An 18347-nucleotide genomic window follows, 5' to 3' on the forward strand; every position below is an offset into this window, starting at 1 on the left:
GACTTGGTCCCGAACGTAGCGCCGTGATCTCCGCCTTCCGCCCGGAAAGCTCCTTCGTGCCCGGATAATCCCCACTTCCGTCGCCTGATGGGGCTATGCGTTTGCGGCTTCTGGAAAGCTGGGGTCCGTGCGTGTGACGCTGCTGGGCCCGGTCGGAGCGGAGGCCGGTGACGGCACCCCGGTCGACATCGGCGGTGCCCGCCTCCGCATGCTCTTGGCCAGGCTCGCGCTGGAGCCCGGCCGCGCCGTCCCGGCGACGGTCCTGGTCGACGGTCTCTGGGGCGCGGAGCCGCCCGCCGACGCGGCGAACGCGCTGCAGTCCCTGGTCTCACGGCTGCGCAAGGTCCTGCGTGCCGGCGACGTCGCCCTCGGCTCGGGGCCGGGCGGTTACCGGCTGGACATCGCCCGCGAGGACGTCGACGTGTGCCGCTTCGAGCGGCTGGCCGCGGAGGGGCGCGCGGAACTCGCGGCGGGCCGGGACGCCGGTGCGGCCGCGATCCTCGCCGAGGCGCTCGGCCTCTGGCGTGGTCAAGCGCTGTCCGACGTCCTCGACGCTCCTTTCGCGCAGGCACCGGCGACCCGCTTGGAGGATCTGCGCCTCGAAGCCACCGAAGACCGTTTCGAAGCGGAGATCCGGCTCGGCGGGCACGACCGGGTGCTGGCGGATCTCAAGGAGGCCGCCGCGCGGCATCCGCTGCGTGAACGGCTCGCCGGGCTGTGGATCCGGGCGTTGTGCGCGGCGGACCGGCAGTCCGACGCCCTCGCCGTCTACGAGGAGGTCCGGGCGGCGCTGGCCGATCAGCTCGGCGTCGATCCCTCGGCCGAACTCCGGGAGATCCATCTCGCCGCGCTGCGCGGTGAACTCGGCCCGCCGCCCGCGGCCGCCGACCATCTCCCGGTCCGGCTGACCAGTTTCGTCGGCCGTGACGACGAGTTGAAGCTGGTCGCGGAACTCCTCGCCGGTGCGCGGCTGGTGACGCTCGTCGGTCCCGGCGGCGCCGGGAAGACCCGGCTGGCCACCGAGGTCGCGACGCGGCATCCGGCGCACGCGCGCGGACGCGTCTGGTTCGTGCCGCTCGCCGGTGTCCGCGACCCCGGCGACCTGCCCGGCGCGGTCTTCGCCGCGCTGGAACTGTGGGATCTCGGCCTCGCGCACGGCGGCGACCCGATACGCCGCCCGGTCGACGCGCTGGCCAGGGTCGTGGAGACGCTCGGCGCCGGCGAGTCGGTGCTGGTGCTGGACAACTGCGAGCATCTGGTCGACGCGGCCGCGGAGCTGACGAACACCCTGTTGCGCCGTGTGCCGGCGCTGCGCATCCTCGCGACGAGCCGCGAGGCACTGGCCATCGACGGCGAGACGCTCTGCCCGCTCGGCCCGTTGGCCGTGCCGGAAGGGAAGCCGACCGTCCCGCAGGCGGCCGAGGCCGGCGCGATCCGGCTGTTCGTCGACAGGGCGGTGGCCGTGCGCCCGGACTTCCTCCTCGACGAGTCCACAGTGGACGAAGTCGCGCAGATCTGCCGCAGGCTGGACGGGATGCCGCTGGCGCTGGAGCTGGCCGCGGCGCGGCTGCGGTCGATGACCGTCGCGCAGATTTCGCAGCGTCTCGACGACCGGTTCCGCCTGCTGACCTCCGGCAGCCGGACGGCACTGCCGAGGCAGCGCACGTTGCGTGCCGTCGTCGAGTGGAGCTGGGACCTGCTCGACGACGCCGAACGCGTGCTCGCCAGGCGGCTTTCGGTGTTCGGGGCCGGCGCCGAGGTCGAAGCGGTCGAAAGCGTCTGCGCCGACGACGGCCTGCCCGCCGAGGATGTCCTGTACGTTCTCGGCTCACTCGTCGAGAAGTCCATTGTGGACGCGATCGCCGGTGATCACGGCGAGCCCCGCTACCGCATGCTGGAGACCATCCGGGCGTACGCGGCGGAGCGTCTCGACGAGGCCGAAGAGCGGGAACGGCTGACGAAGGCCTATCACCGGTATTACGCCCAGCTCGCCGAGCGGCTGGAGCCGATGCTGCGGACGGCGGATCAGCTCATCGCCATCTCGCGCTACGACGCCGAGCACGGCAACATCGTGACCGCGCTCCGCCAGGCGATCGACGCCGGTGACGTGGAAATGGCGACGCATCTGTTCGGCGGCACCTTCTGGTACTGGCTGGTCAAGGGCGACAGCGACCGGGTCGAGTCCTTCGTCGCCGAAGTGCTCACGTTCGGCGATCGCCTGGACGAGGACTTCGCGGCCGCGTTCCGGGCGATGCGGGAGATCACCGCGATGGTGCCGGGCGTCGGCGACCGCGAAGCCGTTCTCGAACTCATCGACGAATGCGTGCGGACGAACGCGCACACCCGGTTCGCCGGGCTCGCCCTCGGCCTGCCCATGCTGGCCTTCTTCAGTCAGGACAAGGAACTCGCGCACCGTGAGGTGGGCAGGGCACTGGCGAGCCCGGATCCCTGGGTCAGGTCGGCGGGGTCATGGGCGCAGAGCTTCATCCTCGCCGACGACGGTGACGTCGACGGAGCCGACAAGGCCAGGGACAGGGCCTACGAAGGGTTCTCGGCCGTCGGCGACCGCTGGGGCACCGCGATGGCGCTGGGTATGAAGGCGAGCGACATCTCGATGTCGGGCGATCACGAGGGCGCGCTCGCGCTGTACCGGCAGGGGCTCGCCCTCGCCCTCGAACTGGGTTCGCACGACGACGTGATCCAGCAGCGCTGGCGGCTCGCGACGGAGTACGCGCGGGGCGGTGACCTCGACACGGCGATGCGCGAGATGCGCGACGCGGAGCGCTACGCGATCGACACCGGCAACGATCAGCTCGCGGTGATGGTGCTGGTGGGCAAGGCCGACCTGCTCAGCCGCGCCGGACGCGTCGACGAGGCGCGCGCGGTCGCGGTCCGGTTCCGGGAGCTGATGGCGACGGTGCCGATGCCGGGCATGTTCGGCGACGAGTTCGGCGGGTACATCGACACGGAGATCGCGCTGGCCGCCGGAGATCTGGCCGGGGCCGAGCGCGGTGCCGCGGTCGTCGTCAAATCCACCGCGGAACGCGGCGACATGCCCGATCTCGGGCGGATCGTCGAGGTCTGCGGCCTGATCCGGTTCCGGCAGGAGAGGCTCGGCGCGGCCGTCCGGCTGCTCGGCGCCGCGAAGCTCCTCCGCGGCAGGCTGGACCTCGGGGAACCCGCCATCCGGCAGCTGATCGACGACCTGCGCGCGCACTTCGGCGAGGAGCGCTACGAAGAGCTGCTCGTGCAGGACGCCGGCCTGTCGCGGCCGGACCTGGTCTCCTGGATCAGCCGGGAAATGAGCGCGTGAAGGCCCCCTTCCCTCAGCTCAGCCGAGGGAAGGGGGCCTTCACGCGCGTTCCCCTGACCCCCGTCAGACGCGCTTCCGGTAAGCCCACGTGGCGAGCGGGAAGAAGACCGCGAGCGCGGCCGCCATCCAGATCAGCGAGCCGGTCAGCGGGCCGGCGATCGGTCCCCCGTTCATCAGCCCGCGCAGGACGTCGGACATCTGCGTCACCGGGCTGATGTCGGCCCACGCCTTCAACCAGCCGGGCATGGTGCTCGTCCCCACGAACACGTTGCTGCCGAAGGTCAGCGGCATCAGCACCACGAACATCAGGCCCTGCACCGCGCCCGGGCTCTTCACCAGCATCCCGACGAACACCGAAGCCCAGCAGAACGACAGCGCGAACGCGATGACGAGCAGGATCGCCAGCGCGAACTCGGCGGGCCCGGTCTGGATCCGGTAGCCCATGATCGTCGCCACGACCATCAGCACGACCAGGCACACCAGGTACCGCACGATATCGGCCAGCACGGCGCCGATCAGCGGCGCGGACCGGGCGATCGGCATCGCCCGGAACCGGTCGAACACGCCCTTGGTGACGTCGGTGTTCAGCTGGACGCCGACGGTCATGCTGGCCTGCAGGATGTTGAACACCATGATGCCGGGCACGATCATCTGGAGGTAGTCGTCGATGCTCGGGGCGAGCGCGCCGCCGAACAGGTAGACGAACATGACCAGGAAGATGATCGGCGCGATGGTGACGTCGGCCAGCTGCTCCGGGTTCTTGCGGATCTTCAGGATGCCGCGCCAGGCAAGGGAAAGCCCGTGCCGGCCGCTGCTGGAGAGTGAAACGCGCCGTGGTGGTGCGGGCGCGGCGATGGTCGTCATACCAGGCTCCCTTCCGGAGTAGCGTCCTTTGTGGACTCGTCGGCCTTCTTGCCGGTCAGCGCGAGGAACACCTCGTCGAGGCTGGGCAGCCGCAGCGCCAGCTCGTCCGCGGTGATCCCGGCTTCGTCGAGCTTGCGGACCAAAGTGGACAGCAGGACGGGGTCGGCGACGGGTGCGGTGAGCAGCCCGGTGTCGTCGTCCCGGTTCGGCCGGACCCCGGTGAGCCCGGCCAGGATGCGCTCGACGGCGTCGAGGTCGGCGAGCGCGGACGGCCGCACCTGCAGCGTCTGGCCACCGGTCCGCCGCTTGAGCTCGTCGGCCCGCCCGTTCGCCACGACATGCCCGTGGTCGAACACGGTGATCGTGTCGGCCAGCTGGTCGGCCTCCTCCAGGTACTGCGTGGTGAGCAGCACCGTCGTGCCGTCGGCGACCAGCGTCCGGACCACGGCCCAGACCTCGTTGCGGGCATGCGGGTCGAGCCCGGTGGTCGGCTCGTCCAGGTACAGCACCTTGGGACGGCCGACCAGGCTCGCGGCGAGGTCGAGCCGCCGCCGCATCCCGCCCGAGTAGGTCTTGATCGCGCGGCCGGCGGCGTCGGTCAGCTCGAACCGCTCCAGCAGTTCGGCCGCGCGCTTCTTCGCGTCCGCCCTCGAGAACTCCAGCAGCCTGCCGATCAGGACGAGGTTCTCCGTACCGGAAAGGTCCTCGTCGACCGACGCGTACTGCCCGGTCAGCCCGATCATGCTCCGGACCGCCATCGGGTTCTTGACGACGTCGTACCCGAAGACGCTCGCGTGGCCGCGGTCCGGCCGGATCAAGGTGGCCAGGATCCGGACGGCGGTCGTCTTCCCCGCGCCGTTCGGCCCCAGCACCCCGACCACCTTGCCCGCCGGGACCTCCAGATCGACCCCGTCGAGCGCCTTCGTCTCCCCATAGTGTTTGACCAGGCCCTCGGCCCTGATCGCGTGAGTCATCGTTCCTCCTGTGGATCTCGCCCCGCGGACAAAGGTGCCCGTCGGGCCTGGCAGACCGCGCACAGCGCGCTGACAGCGGCTGGCAGGAACTGATAAGCGCTGGTAGACGCCGTGTGAGGAGGTTGTGAAGGTGTTGTGGAGACCGCCGCCTCGACGCGCTTGATCGGCATACTCGACGGCATGGTGATCGAAGAACGGGCGGTCCGTCCGGCGGCGCGTCCCGGCACCGGGCGGAAGCTGGTCAGCGGGCTCCTCATCGCGGCGGTCGTGCCGTTCGCGGTGCTGACCGCCCTGCGGCTGGTCGGCTACGACGGCAACACGTACACGATCGCGGCGCTCGCGCTCACCCCGTACGCCGGGATCGCGACGCTCGTGCTCGGCGTCCTCGCGCTGGGACTGCGCCGCTGGTGGACCGCGGTCGTCGCCTTGGTGCTGACCTGCACGATCGCGTCGATGGTCCTGCCGCGCGCCTTCGCGAACGAACAGAAGGCGCTGGACGGCAAGCACGTCCGCGTCCTGGCGTCGAACATGCTCGGTGGCCAGGCGGATCCGGCCAGGATCGTCGGCTACGTGAAGGAACACCAGGTCGACGTCCTGAGCTTGACCGAGCTGACCCCCGAGGCGATCACCGGGCTCGACCGGGCCGGGTTGTTCCAGGTCCTGCCGTACCACGTGCTGCATCCGGCCGAGTGGGCGTCCGGCTCCGGGCTGGTGTCGAAGTACCCGCTCACGCCGTTGACGCTGAGCGGCGACTCGGACCACAAGCAGCCCAGCGCGAGCGCGGATCTCGGGGACGGCGTCCGCGTCGAGGTCGTCGCGGTCCATCCGTCGGCACCGATGTGGGACCGGCACGAGTGGGTCGCCGAGGCCAAGGACCTGCCGTACGCCGACGCCGAGCACGACATCCGGATCCTGGCGGGCGACTTCAACGCGAGCCTCGACCACGCGCTCTTCCGCGAGCTGCTGACCAGGGGATACGTGGACGCCGCCGATGAGCTGGGGAGGGCGTTGCAGGGGACCTGGACGAACGGGATGGCGCCGCCGGTGGCGATCGATCACGTGCTGGCGGACAAACGGACGGCCATCGCCGACTTCAAGGTGCTGGAGACGCCCGGCAGCGATCACGACGCCGTCTACGCGGAAATCGTCCTGCCCGGAAAGTGACCTTCCGCTGGCAGGCTTCCCGCTCGTGAAGAAGCTCTGGGGAATCCTCTCGTTGTCGCTGGTCGCGGCCTGCGTCCCGGGCACGTTGCCACCGGGGCCACCCGAGAGCGCGCTGGGCTTCGTCGTGCAGCCCGGCGCCGCCCGGACCTTCGATTTCCCGGACCCGGCCGGCGAGGCCCAGCGGCTGTTCCGGCCAGGTCCTGATCGGCGAGCGGTGGCGCTGGCCCGCGCGGGCCGGAACCTGATCGGGGTCGGGGTCCGGGAGTTCCCGGGTGAGGACCGGTCGGAACCGATCGCGTGGGTGTCCGGAGACAAAGGACGCGACGCGCGGGAAATCGTCCTGCCGCAGGACCGGCCGGGCCGGTGGGCGCCGGCGGCGGTCGCGGCCGAGGGCGATCAGGTCCTCGTGGCCGGCTCCCTCGGCGGGGACTTGCGGGTGTGGGCCTCCGGTGACGCGGGTGTGTCCTGGACGGTGTCGCCGGTTCAGGTGCGGGGAAGCGACCTCTGGTTCTCCACCGTGCTCCGGACCGGCGGGGAATGGCTGCTGGCCGGAGGTTCCGTGGACGACGCGCTGATCGTGACCGGTGCGCCCGGCGCCTGGGTGACCGCGTCCGCCGGGGAGGGCCGGATCCTCGGCGGGACGGTCGACAAGGCGGGGAAGGCGGTGCTGTTCGGGGACCGTACCGAGTCGAATGAGACCGGAACGGCGAACCGGGCCTGCACGGTCGTGTGGGTCGCCGAGGGTGGCTGGCGGCGGGGTGAGCTGGGCTGCCCGGCGGAGCGGATCACCGCCGCGGTGACCCTGGAGGACGGGCGGGTGGTCCTGGCGAGCAGCCGCGATCTGTGGACCCGGCCTAGCTGAGCAGGGCGTCCAGCGCTTCGAGGGTTTCGAGGCCGTTGGTCGCCAGTGAAACGCCGCGGCCGTGCCGGATCCCGGGTTCACGCGGGTTGATCCGCACCAGGGCGCCGGTCGCGGCGCTGGCCAGCTCCGAGTACCGCCGCACCGTCGGCACGGCCTGTCCGGCACCGAGTTCCACCACCACGAGGTCGCGATGCGCGCGGCGCCACGCGTTCAGCTCGTCGAGCTGGGCCTGGCTTCGCCTGCCGAACCAGTCGTAGTCGCCGAACATCAGGATGTTGGGCCGGGCGAGACCGCCGCAGCGCGGGCAGGATGGCAACGGGGCCACCGCCCGCATCGTGTCTTCGTCGATCGGGACCTCGACGTCGTCCGCGGGCCAGATCTCCTCGGCGCACCTCGCGAGGCACTGAAGGTGATGGATGGACCCGTGCGCTTCGGCGACATGCGGGTAGCCCGCCTTCTGGAACTGTCCGTCCACATTGGACGTGAACGCGCGGGCGCCGCCCGGTTTGCGCGCTCCCCAGGACAGCAGGAGCCGGAACCCGTCGTGCGGGACGGTCGCGCGGTACAGCGCGAGCCGGTGTCCGTAGAAACCCCAGGCCAACTCGGGATCCTCGGCGAAATGCCGCGGGTCGGCGAGCTCGACGAAGCTGATGCCCAGCCGCTCGTACGGCGGATACGCCTTCCAGAAACCCTCGTCGCCCCGGAAATCGGGCAGGCCGGAGTCGACGCCCATCCCGGCACCGGCGCAGACGAGCAGCGCGCCGGCGCCGTCGATCAGTTCCGCGGCTCGTTCGAGTTCACTCACCCGGCTTCGAAGCCTGGACGACCTCGAATTCCAGCAGGTTCGCACCCGTGGAGACCGGCTTCGCGCGCTCACCCGCATGCGCCTCACGCGCCGGGCCGGACGCCCACGCCTGGTACGCCTCTTCGGACTCCCACTTGGTGTAGACGAAGTAGCGCGACTCGCCGGAGACCGGGCGGAGCAGCTCGAAGCCGAGGAAACCAGGCTGATTGTCGACGGCGTGCAGCCGCGCGGCGAACCGCTTCTCCAGCTCGGGGCCTGCGCCTTCGGGGACCTCGATCGCGTTGATCTTCACGACAGCCATGCCGCCAGCCTACGACGAAATCGTTTTGCGCCGCGATGTGATGCGTGGGACCTTCCAGACGATGGCTGACACCAAGATCCTCATCTCCGGAGCGAGCATCGCCGGACCGGCCTTGGCCTTCTGGCTCACCCGGTACGGCTTCCAGGTGACCGTCGTGGAGCGCGCGCCGTCGTTGCGCCCCGGCGGCCAGGCCGTCGACTTGCGCGGAACGGCCAAGGAGGTCGCCCGCCGGATGGGGCTGGACGAACGCATCCGCGCGGCCTGCACGGACACGAAGGGCGAGACGCTCGTCGACCGGAAGAACCGTACGAAGGCCACCATCCGCGCCGACGATTTCGACGGCGACGGTGTCGTGGCGGAGATCGAGATCCTCCGCGGCGACCTGACCGAAGTGCTCTACGAAGCGACCAGGGAGCGGACGGAGTACGTCTTCGGTGACCGGATCACCGCTCTGGACGAGCGGACAGAGGGGGTCGACGTCACCTTCGCGAGTGGTTCGCGGCGGACGTTCGACCTGGTCGTCGGCGCGGACGGGCTGCATTCGGGCGTGCGTGCGCTGGCCTTCGGCGAGGAAGCCCGGTTCGTCCGGCATCTGGGCTCGTACCTGGCGTTCTTCAGCGTGCCGAACCGGCTCGGCCTGCGGAACTGGGCCGTCGGCCACGACGACGTCGGCCGGTCCGCCGGGATCCGCGCCGTCCGCGACGGCGACGAGGCGATGGCGTACTTCGGGTTCGCTTCGCCGGAGGTCGACTACGACTATCGCGATATCGAGGCGCAGAAGGCGCTGGTCCGCCGGTTCGCCGCCGGGATGGAATGGGAGGCGCCCTGGCTGCTGGACCGGATGGACGAGGCGCCCGATTTCTACTTCGACTCGTGCGCCCAGGTGATCATGGAATCCTGGTCGCGCGGCCGCGTCGGGCTGCTGGGCGACGCCGCCTTCTGCCCCTCGCCGCTGTCCGGGCAGGGCACGAGCCTGGCGTTCGTCGGCGCGTACGTCCTCGCCGGGGAACTCGCCGCCGGTCTCGACACCGGGCTCAAGCGCTACGAAGCCGTCATGCGCGAGTTCGTCGAGAAGACGCAGGAGACGGGGCGGGAGAACGCGGAGTCGATCTTCGCGAAGTCGCGGACGGGGCTGCGGACGCGGTATCTGGCGATGCGGGTCATGCGGCTGAAGCCGTTCGCCGCGCTGGCCGCGCGGAAGATGCGGGACGTGGTGAACGGCATCGACCTGCCGGACTACCCCCAAGCCCGCATTTAGAGGACTGAACGCGTGGGTGGGATCAGCCTCGCAGGGTGCCCGGCAGCAGTTCGGCGTCCGGCGGGATCGTCGTGCCGTGGAACCACGCGTCGAAGAACGGCCGCAGGTCCTGCTCCGAAAGCTTGATCGTGAACGCCTCGAAATCCGCCCAGGTCGCGTTGGCGTTCCGGTACGCCGCCGGCCATTCCTTCAGCAACCGCCCGAACGCTCCTTCGCCGATCTTCCGCCGCAGCGCGTGGACGGCCAGGATCCCCTTGTCGTAGACGCCGCGGAATTCCTGCCCGGCCCCCATGCCGACCAGTTTCGGCTTCCAGAAATCGGTGCTGCCCCGCATGATCTCCAGAGCGGCGCGATAACGGTCGTCCAGGTTCTCGTTGTCCCGCGACTCCTGCCACAGCCATTGCGCGTACGACGCGAGACATTCGTTGAGGCAGATGTCCGACCACGAATTCAGCGTCACCGAATCGCCGAACCACTGGTGCGCGGTTTCGTGCACCACGGTGATCAGGTCGGCCCATTTCGCGTAGGTCGGCCTGGTCTGGGTCTCCAGCGAGAAATGGATGTCCTCGTCGAGATAGACGCCGCCCGCCGCGTCCACCGGATACGGCCCGAACTTCGAGGTCAGGAAGCCGATGATCTCCGGCAGCCGCCTGCCGGTGTCGCGCCGGTCCTCGGCGCCCGGCGCGTACGCGTTGACCACCGGCGTCCCGTCCGGGAGCGCCATCCGGTCGACGGTGAACTTGTCGATCGCCACCGTGGTCAGGTAAGGGGCCACGGGGGTGCGTTCCTGCCAGGACGTCGTGGTCCAGCCGTTCGCCGCGGTCTTCTGGATCTCGCGTCCGTTCGAGATGACGGTCCAGCCGTCCGGCACGCGGGCGGTGAGGGTGAACATCGCCTTGTCGCGCGGGGTCTCGTTGACGGGATACCAGAACGACGCCGAATGCGGCTCGCCGACGATGAACGCGCCGCCGTCCTTCGACTTCTGCCAGCCGTTCTCGCTGCCGCCCGCCTTGGGCGTCGCCGACGGGTCGCCGCCGTAGAGGACCTTCGTGCGGAAGGAGGTCCCGTTCCGGATCGGCTCGGCGGGGGTCACCACCAGCTCGAATTCGCCTTCGCGGGCGAACTTCGCCGGTTTGCCGTCCACTTCAACGGATTGGACCGTCAAGCCGCGTAAGTCCAAGTTGTACCGATTGAGGTCTTGGGTCGCTTTCGCGATCACCGTGGTGTCGCCGTCGAGACGTCCTTTCGCGGGGTCGTAACTGATCCCGACCTGGTACTCGGTCGCGTCGTAGCCGCCGTTTCCGTCCATCGGGTAATACGGGTCGCCCGCACCCGAAGCACCCGGCGCCGGGTTCATCGGCGGCGGCGGAGGGGGCGTGGCCGGAGGAGGATCGGCACTGCAGCCGATAATCAGGGCGCAGACGACCCCCAAGACCAGACCGGCGGCGGGGACACGGCTGCGCATGAGGGGAGCTTAGTGGTGATTCAGCGCGACGGGTTGGTCACTTTCGGCGGTGACGGGCCGCCGATCGTCCTTCTGCACGGGCTGATGGGCAGGGCGACGACGTGGTGGCGGGTCGCGCGAAGGCTCGAACCGTACGGGCGTGTCCACGGCCTCGACGCGCGCGGGCACGGACGCGGACCGCGCGGCGGGCCCTGGCGCACCGAACGGTTCGCCGACGACGTCGCCGAGGTGCTGCGGACCTTCGGCGAACCCGCGGTCCTGATCGGACATTCGATGGGCGGCCTGCACGCGTGGGTCACCGCGGCCACGCACCCCGAGCTCGTCCGCGCCGTGGTCTGCGAGGACTTCGCACCGGATCAGCGCGGCCGGACCGTGGACACCTGGCGCGGGTATTTCGAGTCGTGGCCGGTCCCGTTCCGGTCGCTGGCCCACGTGCGCGAGTTCTTCGGCGACACCGGCGACTACTTCATCGAATGCGTCGAGGAACGCGAAGACGGCTACCACCTGATCGCGTCACTTCCGGACCTCTACGAAATCGCGGCCGAATGGGGACGGCGTGATTTCTGGGAGTTCGTCGAGCGCGTCAAGTGCCCGCTGCTCGCGATCGAGGGCGAACGGACCGCGATGCCGCACGGCCAGCAGGCCGAATTGGCCGCACGCGTGCCCGGCGGCCTCGGACGGCACATCGTCGTCCAAGGCGCCGGGCACGTGGTGCACGACGAAGCGCCGGAGACCTACCTCGGTGCCGTCGAAGCGTTTCTCTCCGACGTCATCGGTCAGCCCTTCGCCAGCTGAGCGTCGATCCAGGCGCGCAACCGCGCTTCGCCCGGGTAACCGATGTTCCGCGACGACGGCAGCTCGGCGGCGTTGCGGACGCCGACCAGCGTCGGGAGGTAGCGGATGTTGTACCGGGTGGACAGGTCACGGCTCCGGTCGACGTCGACCTCGCCCAGCAGGAACCGCCCGCCGTATTCACCGGCGAGCCGTTCGATCACCGGCTTCATCTGACGGCACGGCGGGCACCAGGTCGCGCCGAAGTCCATGATGACCAGTTTTTCCTTCGAGATGTTCATGACCTCGGCGTAGTTGGCCGAAGTCACGGTCACCACGTTCTCGGCCGTCGGTGCGGCGGAAGCCGCGCCGTTGCCGAAGCCGGTGACGAGTGCCAGCACACCGGCCAGCACACAGACGAACCGTTTGCACTTGGACAAGACGATCTCCCTTCAGAACGAAGACCAGGTCGGCAGATCGTTCGCGACCCAGTCTTCGATGCCTTCGCGGTACTTGCGGACGTTCGTGTACCCGAGCTCCAGCAGGCGCCGTCCGACGAATTCACTGTTGCGGCACGGCGTGTTCGCGCAGTAGACGACGATCGCGGCGGCCTTGTCCGGAAGCACCGACGGTGCCAGCCGGTCGGTGAATTCGGCGGCCTGTTCGTACGGGAAACCCGGAATGTTGAGCGCTTCCGGCAGATGCTCCTTTTCGAAATAGGCGACCGGCATCGTGTCGACCACGACCACCGATCCGGACTCCATCCGGGAGAGCAGTTCCGTGCGGGTGATCAACGGCAGCATGGTGCCCCTTCTTTCGGCGACCGTGATTGACGATTTTCATCGTCGGCCGTTTTCCGGGACACGCTCTAGTGCCGCATCGGCATGCCGGAGGGTTATCCGGCCGCCACCCCGCCGTGGCGGTGCAGCCAGGAGCGGTACGACGCCGTCCGTTCGGCGAGCCGCCAATAGCCCGCTCTCGCCGTGGTGGCGAGTTCCGGGACACCGTGCGCGCACGGGCCGTCCTCCCGCCACGCGAGCACATGCCGGACGCACATCGGCGCGCCCGCCAGCGGCCGGATGGCCAGCCCGTCCGCCGGTGGCCGGGTCGGCTGGATCAGCCCGACCCCGTAGCCGCCGCTGACCAGGTCTTCCCGCGCGGTGTCGATATCGGCGTCGTGGGTGATCCGTGGATCGAAACCGTGCGCCAGGCACATTTCGCGGAACACCACCCGGCAGCCGTCGCCGCCGCTCGACACGATCCAGTCCTCCCCGGCGAGTTCGGCGAGCTCGATCTCCTCTTCGCCGGCGAGCGGATGCTCCGCGGGGATCGCGACGAAAGACGGCTCCTCGACCAGCGTCAGCGTCCGCACCTCCGGCGGCACCGGGAGGCCGCGACGGCCGCAGATCATGATCAGCGCGAGGTCGATGCCCCGGTTCGCGACCTGCGCGAGCAGCCGCGTGCGCGAGGTGTCCGCGCGTGTGCGGAACGGTTCGCCCGGGCGCAGGTCGCGCAGTCCGCCGAGCAGCGAACCCGTGATGGCGCTGTCGTTCCAGCCGATCCGGATCGACGCGCCCGGCTCGGGCTCCTGCCGGTGGAAGTCGTGCTCCAGTTCGTCGAAGGTGAGCACGATCGCCCGCGCCCGCCGCAGGATCAGGGCGCCGAGTTCGGTGGGCCGCACCCCGTGCTGGTCGCGGTGGAACAGCGGACCGCCCATCATCCGCTCGATCCGGCGCAACTGATGGCTGAGCGCGGGCTGGCCGAGCCCCAGTCCGGCCGCGGCACGATTGAGGCTGCCGGCGGCGGCGATCGCACAGATCACGCGAAGATGCCGAACCTGAATCTCCATGACTTCGTATACCGCGACCGGTTCGCGCCCGGCACCCCCGAAAGTAGAGAGCCGCGATTTCTCATAACCCGGTGACAACATTCGGTGGCAATACCCGCGCGGACGTGCCGTGGCTACGTTCGGTCGACGCATCGCAGATCACGCGAATCAGGAGCCGTCTTGCCGCGACCACTGCCACTCACGGAGCATTGCGCCGATCCGCTGGCGCGGGCCGAGCACGTTTGTCTCGGCGTCAGCCCGTTCAACAGCCATTTCACCGTGGACCGTATCGCCGATCTGGCGGTCTGGGCCATGTCGGCCTTTCGCGCTTTCCATTTCTTCGTCCCGGACGGTCCGTCCGCGTTCACGCTCGAAGCACTCGGCTACGACCCGGTCCGCGCCGCGCAAAAGGCGCAACGGCAGGGCAATTACACGCGCAACAAGATCGTCCGGGCACTGCAGCGGGTCTGCCCCGCGGATCCGCACACCTTGATCCTGGACGCCTCGGTGCTAGAGGCCGACAGCGCGTATCTCGGCCTGCTTTCCGAGGCACACCAACGGTTCGCCACCGACCCGGAGTTCGCCGAGCAGTGCCTCGGCGCCACGGGCTGGGTGCTGGACCGGCGCCTGCCCGAAGGCGAACACCCCACGCGTGACCAGCTGCGCAGCGCGGTCCGGTACTTCCTCGCCGAGTTGCCGATGTTCGTCGGCACCGTCGCCGTGGCGGGTGTCGAAAGCTCCGTGTTCGCCTATCACCAGCGGGTCGGCTTCCTCGAACGGCTCTACCGCGGCGAACTCTCGTGGCGGCCGCTGCCGGGCCAAGGTTTCGTCGTCCTCGAACAAGCCGTCCCGGAACGGGTGGAGTGAGCGTGGAACACGACGACTTCTCCCTGCGGCGGGTGCCTGCCGAACGCCGCTACTCCTGGGTTTCCGTCGCGCTGCAACGGTTCGGGCAGGTGTCCTCGTTCCATCAGTTCCTGCTCGGCGCGGTGCTGGGTTTCGGCATGACGTTCTGGGACGCGGTACTCGCCATCACGATCGGTTCCGTACTGCTGGAGATCATCACCATCCTGATGGGTGTCGCCGGCACCCGGGAAGGGCTTTCGACGTCGGTGCTCGCGCGCTGGGCGGGCTTCGGTACCGGCGGATCGTCGCTGGTCGGGCTCCTGATGACGGTGAGCCTGGCCGGCTGGTTCGGGGTGCAGAACGACGTCTTCGCCCACGGCCTGCACGCCTTGATGGGCGGCCCGCCGGTGTGGGTGTGGGCGCTCGCGGGCGGCGCGCTGGTCACCGCGATCGTCGTGTTCGGTTTCCACGCGATGGCCTGGACGGCGTATCTGACGGTGCCCGCTTTCCTCGCGCTGGCGGGGTTTTCGATCATCTCCGCGCTCGGCGGCCATGCGCTGCCCACGCTGATGTCCGAGCCGCCGCCGGGACCGGCGATGTCGCTGGCGCAGGGCACCACGCTGGTGGCGGGCGCCTTCATCATGGGCGCGATCATGACGCCGGACATGACCCGGTTCAACCGGACCGCGTCCGACGTCGTGAAGCAGACCCTGGTCAGCGTCACCCTCGGCCAGTACCTGATCGGCCTGATCGGGGTCCTGCTCGCGCACGCGGCGAAAAGCGCCGACGTCGTCGGGATCATCACCTCGTCGTCCGGTGTGCTCGGCACGCTGATCCTGGTCACCGCGATCCTGAAGATCAACGACTGGAACCTCTATTCGTCCTCGCTCGGGCTGGTGAACGCCGTGCAGGTGCTGCTTTCCCGACGGCTGGACCGCACCGCCGCGACCCTGCTGCTCGGCGGCCTCGGCACGGTGCTCTCCGCGATCGGCATCCTCGATCACTTCACCACCTTCCTGACGTGGGTCGGCGTGCTCACGCCGCCGGTGGCGGGAGTGGTGATCGCCGAGTACTACGTGGTCCGGCGCTGGAAACCGGATCTGGCGGCCACCCGTGCGTCGGGGGAACTGCCGTCCACCTGTCCGACCTGGGTTCCCGCCGCGCTGATCGGCTGGGTGGCCGGAGCGGCGGTGGGGGTCTGGCTGCCGTGGGGAATCCCCACGGTGAACTCCGTTTTCGGCGCTTTTCTGCTGTATGTTCTTCTCGGCAGACGGACCACGGCCGTGGTGTTCTCCACGACCATGACTTCTTCCGGCGGGTCGAAAACCCGTTCGTGACAAAGGAGTTCGACGTCGTACAGCTGGATGTCCACCACCTGCGGGTGATCAGGGCGATCGCGGACACGGGCAGCCTTTCCCGGGCCGCGATCGCGCTGGGCGTCACCCAGCCCGCGGTTTCCGCGCAGCTCAAACGGCTGGAGAACATGCTGGGCTACCAGTTGTTCGATCGGCGCGAGGGCGGCGTGACACCGACTCCGATGGGGGAACTGCTGTTACGCCGTACCGCCGCTTTGCTGCCACAGCTGGACAAACTGCTCGAAGACATCGAGCAGCGCGTCTGCCCCAGCGGCCCGCCCGACGTCGTCCGGGTGGCCGCGGTGGCCAGCGCGCTGGTGGCGTGTCTTCCGTCGCTGGTGACCCGGTTGTGGCCGGAGGTCTCCGAGGTGCAGGTCGTGCACGACGACCATCCCGAGCGGCTGTTGCCGCTGCTGGCCCAGCGCCGCGCGGAATTGGCGCTGGTCAAGGACTATCCGGGATACGAGCTCGAGATCCCCGCGAACGTGGAAACCGCGGTGGTGGTGACCGAGCCGACCTTCGTCCTGCTGCCGGAATTCCATCCGCTGGCGCGTGAGAAGGTCATCGACCTGCGGGACCTGCGGGACGAATCGTGGGTGATGGTCTCCGATTCGTCGGCGGCCACGTTCACCAAATACTTCGCGGACACCTGCGCACGGCACGGCTTCACCCCGTCGTTCACCCATCAGGTGACTTCGCAGCAGGTGGCGCTGCTGGTGGTCAAGGCGGGCGCGATCGGGCTGTCCCAGCCGATCTGCGATCCGGGCGACCACGGCGTCGTGACCCGGCCGCTGCGCGGGGATGTGTTGCCGCGCAGGCATGTTCTCGCTTGGAACAAGGAGACCTTCGTGGCGGGGCGGCGGAACGAGCTGCTCTCCGCCGTGGTCGAAACGTACTGGGCCGAGGCGCGGACGGCACCCGTCTACGCCGAGTACCTGGACAGGCCTCGTGAGGGGTGAGGACGGCACGGACTGCTCAGGCCTGGGATTCTGGAGGTGGTGCCGCGAAAGCCACTTTCGGGACATCAGACGTCTCGAAAGTGGCTTTCGCGACATGATCACCAAGCCCAGCACCTATCATGTGGCGAGGTCGTTCAGCTCCCGGGAAAGAGGAGCGAGTCCGGCGGCCGCACCGTGCCGTCCAGCCAAGCGTGGTTGAACTCGCCGAGATCGCGTTGCGTCATCGCGGAAACGTAGAGCTCGAAGTCATGCCAGTTCTGGTTTCCCTGCGGATTGATCACCGGGAAACCGGCCAGGATCTGGAAGAACGCCTCGTCGCCGATGAGACGGCGCAGCGCGTGCACCATCAGCACCGCTTTGGCCGTCGGCGCGAATTCGGCGCCCTTGCCGGGATCGGTGAGCTTCGGCGCCCAGAAGGCCGCGTCGTCGCGCACCTTCGCCACCGTCTCGCGGTATCGGCGATCCAGATCGACGCCGTTCTTCTCGTCCCACAGCCACACCGCGTACCGCGCGATGGACTCGGGCATCAGCGCGTCGCGCCACATCTTGCCGCTCACCCCGGCGCCCCACCATTGGTATGCGCTGGCGTACACCAGATCGGCGATCGTGGCGGCACGGCCGTACACCGGCCTGGTCTGGGCGCCGTGCGTGTAGCCGAGGGAGCGGTCGAGGAACAGGCCGCCCGCCGCCGACTGCGGGTAATCGCCGAACTTCCCGGCGAGGAATTCCAGCACCTCGGGCAGCCGCCCGCCGATCTTCCGCTTGTCCACGGCGCACGGGTGATAGGCGTTGATCGCGGTCCGCCCACCGGGAAGGGTGATCCTCTCGACCTCCCAGCGGCCGATGCCGAGCATCGCCGTGCTCGGCGCGAGCGCGGTCTCCTCCGACCAGGTGACGGTGTGCCGCCCGACGCCCGCGGGTACGTCGGAGACCTGAAAACCGTTGCCCAGCACGGAGAATTCGTCCAAGACGGTGACGGAGACGCGCAGGGTCGCCTTGTCGACTTCGGTGCCGTTGACCGGGAACCAGGTCATCGCCGAACGCGGCTGACCGGTGGCGACGGCGGAATCGCCGTAAGCGGCCAGCCAGCCGACCCGCCCCCGCGCCGTGGCGATCGGTTCCGGACGGCCGTCGTAACCGACCACCACGGTGAATCGCGCGCCTTCGGCCAACGGGGTCCGCGGGGTGATCACCAGCTCGTGTTCGCCCTCCCGGCGGAACGTCGCGGCCACGCCGTCGACGGTGACCGCCCGGACGGTGAGACCACGCAGGTCGAGATCGAACCGGTCCAGATCCTGGGTCGCGGTGGCGGTGATGGTCGCCTTGCCGCTCAAGAACATCGAGTACGGCGCGTAGTCCAATGCGAGTGAGTACCGGTCGACGTCGTAACCGCCGTTGCCGTCCTTCGGGTAGTAAGGATCGGGTCCGAGGACGGTGCCGTCGGGTGAGACGTGCACGTACCCGTCGCTGCCGGGGGCCGGCTTGGCCACCGCCGAAGCCGGGCAGGCGCCGAGCATCGTGGTGGCGAGCAACGCGGTGCACAGTGGCTCCTGCCACCGAATCCGCACGGTCATGAACGAGC

17 protein-coding genes are annotated in these 18347 nt (G+C 69.4%); 8 read left to right on the plus strand and 9 right to left on the minus strand.

Annotated elements, in window-relative coordinates:
* Positions 1 to 127 precede the first annotated feature (127 nt).
* Complete coding sequence (locus tag ACIBTM_RS10380) at positions 128 to 3313, plus strand: BTAD domain-containing putative transcriptional regulator (RefSeq protein WP_395876208.1); 3186 nt, start codon at positions 128 to 130, stop codon at positions 3311 to 3313.
* A 63-nt stretch (positions 3314 to 3376) separates the two neighbouring features.
* On the opposite strand, the gene ACIBTM_RS10385 is transcribed toward ACIBTM_RS10380, so the two are convergent.
* Together ACIBTM_RS10385 and ACIBTM_RS10390 are read right to left on the minus strand one after the other, a co-directional pair.
* Positions 3377 to 4177 carry an ABC transporter permease gene (locus tag ACIBTM_RS10385; RefSeq protein WP_395876209.1) on the minus strand — a complete coding sequence of 267 codons (801 nt, stop codon included), beginning with the start codon at positions 4175 to 4177 and terminating at the stop codon, positions 3377 to 3379.
* Positions 4174 to 5151: an ATP-binding cassette domain-containing protein gene (locus tag ACIBTM_RS10390; protein ID WP_395876210.1), complete on the minus strand. Its 978-nt coding sequence runs from the start codon at positions 5149 to 5151 to the stop codon at positions 4174 to 4176. The genes ACIBTM_RS10385 and ACIBTM_RS10390 overlap by 4 nt, the downstream gene beginning before the upstream one ends.
* Before the next feature lie 180 nt (positions 5152 to 5331).
* Between ACIBTM_RS10390 and ACIBTM_RS10395 the strand changes: the two genes are divergently transcribed.
* Positions 5332 to 6315 carry an endonuclease/exonuclease/phosphatase family protein gene (locus tag ACIBTM_RS10395; RefSeq protein WP_395876211.1) on the plus strand — a complete coding sequence of 328 codons (984 nt, stop codon included), beginning with the start codon at positions 5332 to 5334 and terminating at the stop codon, positions 6313 to 6315.
* A 25-nt stretch (positions 6316 to 6340) separates the two neighbouring features.
* Positions 6341 to 7177 (plus strand): hypothetical protein, encoded by an 837-nt coding sequence (locus ACIBTM_RS10400; protein WP_395876212.1) that lies wholly within the window; start codon positions 6341 to 6343, stop codon positions 7175 to 7177.
* Here the strand turns inward: ACIBTM_RS10400 and ACIBTM_RS10405 are convergent.
* Complete coding sequence (locus tag ACIBTM_RS10405; protein ID WP_395876213.1) at positions 7170 to 7982, minus strand: SIR2 family NAD-dependent protein deacylase; 813 nt, start codon at positions 7980 to 7982, stop codon at positions 7170 to 7172. The two genes, ACIBTM_RS10400 and ACIBTM_RS10405, sit on opposite strands and share 8 nt — an antisense overlap.
* On the minus strand, positions 7975 to 8283 hold the full coding sequence (locus ACIBTM_RS10410) for an antibiotic biosynthesis monooxygenase (RefSeq protein WP_016337748.1): 309 nt from the start codon (positions 8281 to 8283) through the stop codon (positions 7975 to 7977). Before ACIBTM_RS10410 ends, ACIBTM_RS10405 begins: the two co-directional genes overlap by 8 nt.
* 61 nt (positions 8284 to 8344) lie before the next feature.
* Here ACIBTM_RS10410 and ACIBTM_RS10415 point away from each other — a divergent pair, with 61 nt between their 5' ends.
* Positions 8345 to 9541 carry an FAD-dependent monooxygenase gene (locus ACIBTM_RS10415; protein WP_395876214.1) on the plus strand — a complete coding sequence of 399 codons (1197 nt, stop codon included), beginning with the start codon at positions 8345 to 8347 and terminating at the stop codon, positions 9539 to 9541.
* Positions 9542 to 9563: 22 nt separating this feature from the next.
* Here the strand turns inward: ACIBTM_RS10415 and ACIBTM_RS10420 are convergent, their stop codons facing one another.
* Positions 9564 to 11006, minus strand: coding sequence for a M1 family metallopeptidase (locus tag ACIBTM_RS10420; protein WP_395876215.1), 1443 nt, complete (start codon positions 11004 to 11006; stop codon positions 9564 to 9566).
* Positions 11007 to 11018: 12 nt separating this feature from the next.
* On the opposite strand from ACIBTM_RS10420, the gene ACIBTM_RS10425 reads away from it, so the two are divergent.
* Positions 11019 to 11801 carry an alpha/beta fold hydrolase gene (locus tag ACIBTM_RS10425; RefSeq protein ID WP_395876216.1) on the plus strand — a complete coding sequence of 261 codons (783 nt, stop codon included), beginning with the start codon at positions 11019 to 11021 and terminating at the stop codon, positions 11799 to 11801.
* On the opposite strand, the gene ACIBTM_RS10430 is transcribed toward ACIBTM_RS10425, so the two are convergent.
* From ACIBTM_RS10430 to ACIBTM_RS10440, 3 genes are all read right to left on the minus strand, one after another.
* A complete protein-coding gene (locus ACIBTM_RS10430) occupies positions 11783 to 12217 on the minus strand; it encodes a thioredoxin family protein (protein ID WP_395876217.1) in 435 nt (144 codons plus the stop codon). The genes ACIBTM_RS10425 and ACIBTM_RS10430 overlap by 19 nt on opposite strands.
* Positions 12218 to 12229: 12 nt before the next feature.
* Positions 12230 to 12580 (minus strand): rhodanese-like domain-containing protein, encoded by a 351-nt coding sequence (locus ACIBTM_RS10435; RefSeq protein ID WP_395876218.1) that lies wholly within the window; start codon positions 12578 to 12580, stop codon positions 12230 to 12232.
* Between the two features lie 92 nt (positions 12581 to 12672).
* A complete protein-coding gene (locus ACIBTM_RS10440; protein WP_395876219.1) occupies positions 12673 to 13626 on the minus strand; it encodes a LysR family transcriptional regulator in 954 nt (317 codons plus the stop codon).
* 159 nt (positions 13627 to 13785) lie between these two features.
* Here ACIBTM_RS10440 and ACIBTM_RS10445 point away from each other — a divergent pair, with 159 nt between their 5' ends.
* The 3 genes from ACIBTM_RS10445 to ACIBTM_RS10455 are packed head-to-tail and all read left to right on the plus strand — an operon-like array spanning position 13786 to position 16765.
* A complete protein-coding gene (locus ACIBTM_RS10445) occupies positions 13786 to 14472 on the plus strand; it encodes a tRNA-dependent cyclodipeptide synthase (RefSeq protein ID WP_395876220.1) in 687 nt (228 codons plus the stop codon).
* A 2-nt stretch (positions 14473 to 14474) separates the two neighbouring features.
* Entirely contained in the window at positions 14475 to 15788 is a 1314-nt protein-coding gene (locus ACIBTM_RS10450) for a purine-cytosine permease family protein (protein ID WP_395876221.1), read from the plus strand.
* On the plus strand, positions 15785 to 16765 hold the full coding sequence (locus ACIBTM_RS10455) for a LysR family transcriptional regulator (RefSeq protein WP_395876222.1): 981 nt from the start codon (positions 15785 to 15787) through the stop codon (positions 16763 to 16765). Before ACIBTM_RS10450 ends, ACIBTM_RS10455 begins: the two co-directional genes overlap by 4 nt.
* Before the next feature lie 134 nt (positions 16766 to 16899).
* On the opposite strand, the gene ACIBTM_RS10460 is transcribed toward ACIBTM_RS10455, so the two are convergent.
* On the minus strand, positions 16900 to 18339 hold the full coding sequence (locus ACIBTM_RS10460) for a M1 family metallopeptidase (RefSeq protein WP_395876223.1): 1440 nt from the start codon (positions 18337 to 18339) through the stop codon (positions 16900 to 16902).
* Between the last annotated feature and the right edge of the window lie 8 nt (positions 18340 to 18347).

Source organism: Amycolatopsis sp. NPDC049868, assembly GCF_044461365.1.
Classification (GTDB): Bacteria; Actinomycetota; Actinomycetes; order Mycobacteriales; family Pseudonocardiaceae; genus Amycolatopsis.

Coding starts and splice junctions, on each gene's coding strand:
- ACIBTM_RS10410 (WP_016337748.1), bottom strand. CDS start 8,283: ATGGCTGTCGTGAAGATCAACGCGATCGAGGTCCCCGAAGGCGCAGGC.
- ACIBTM_RS10420 (WP_395876215.1), bottom strand. CDS start 11,006: ATGCGCAGCCGTGTCCCCGCCGCCGGTCTGGTCTTGGGGGTCGTCTGC.
- ACIBTM_RS10460 (WP_395876223.1), bottom strand. CDS start 18,339: ATGACCGTGCGGATTCGGTGGCAGGAGCCACTGTGCACCGCGTTGCTC.
- ACIBTM_RS10415 (WP_395876214.1), top strand. CDS start 8,345: ATGGCTGACACCAAGATCCTCATCTCCGGAGCGAGCATCGCCGGACCG.
- ACIBTM_RS10435 (WP_395876218.1), bottom strand. CDS start 12,580: ATGCTGCCGTTGATCACCCGCACGGAACTGCTCTCCCGGATGGAGTCC.
- ACIBTM_RS10385 (WP_395876209.1), bottom strand. CDS start 4,177: ATGACGACCATCGCCGCGCCCGCACCACCACGGCGCGTTTCACTCTCC.
- ACIBTM_RS10395 (WP_395876211.1), top strand. CDS start 5,332: ATGGTGATCGAAGAACGGGCGGTCCGTCCGGCGGCGCGTCCCGGCACC.
- ACIBTM_RS10440 (WP_395876219.1), bottom strand. CDS start 13,626: ATGGAGATTCAGGTTCGGCATCTTCGCGTGATCTGTGCGATCGCCGCC.
- ACIBTM_RS10390 (WP_395876210.1), bottom strand. CDS start 5,151: ATGACTCACGCGATCAGGGCCGAGGGCCTGGTCAAACACTATGGGGAG.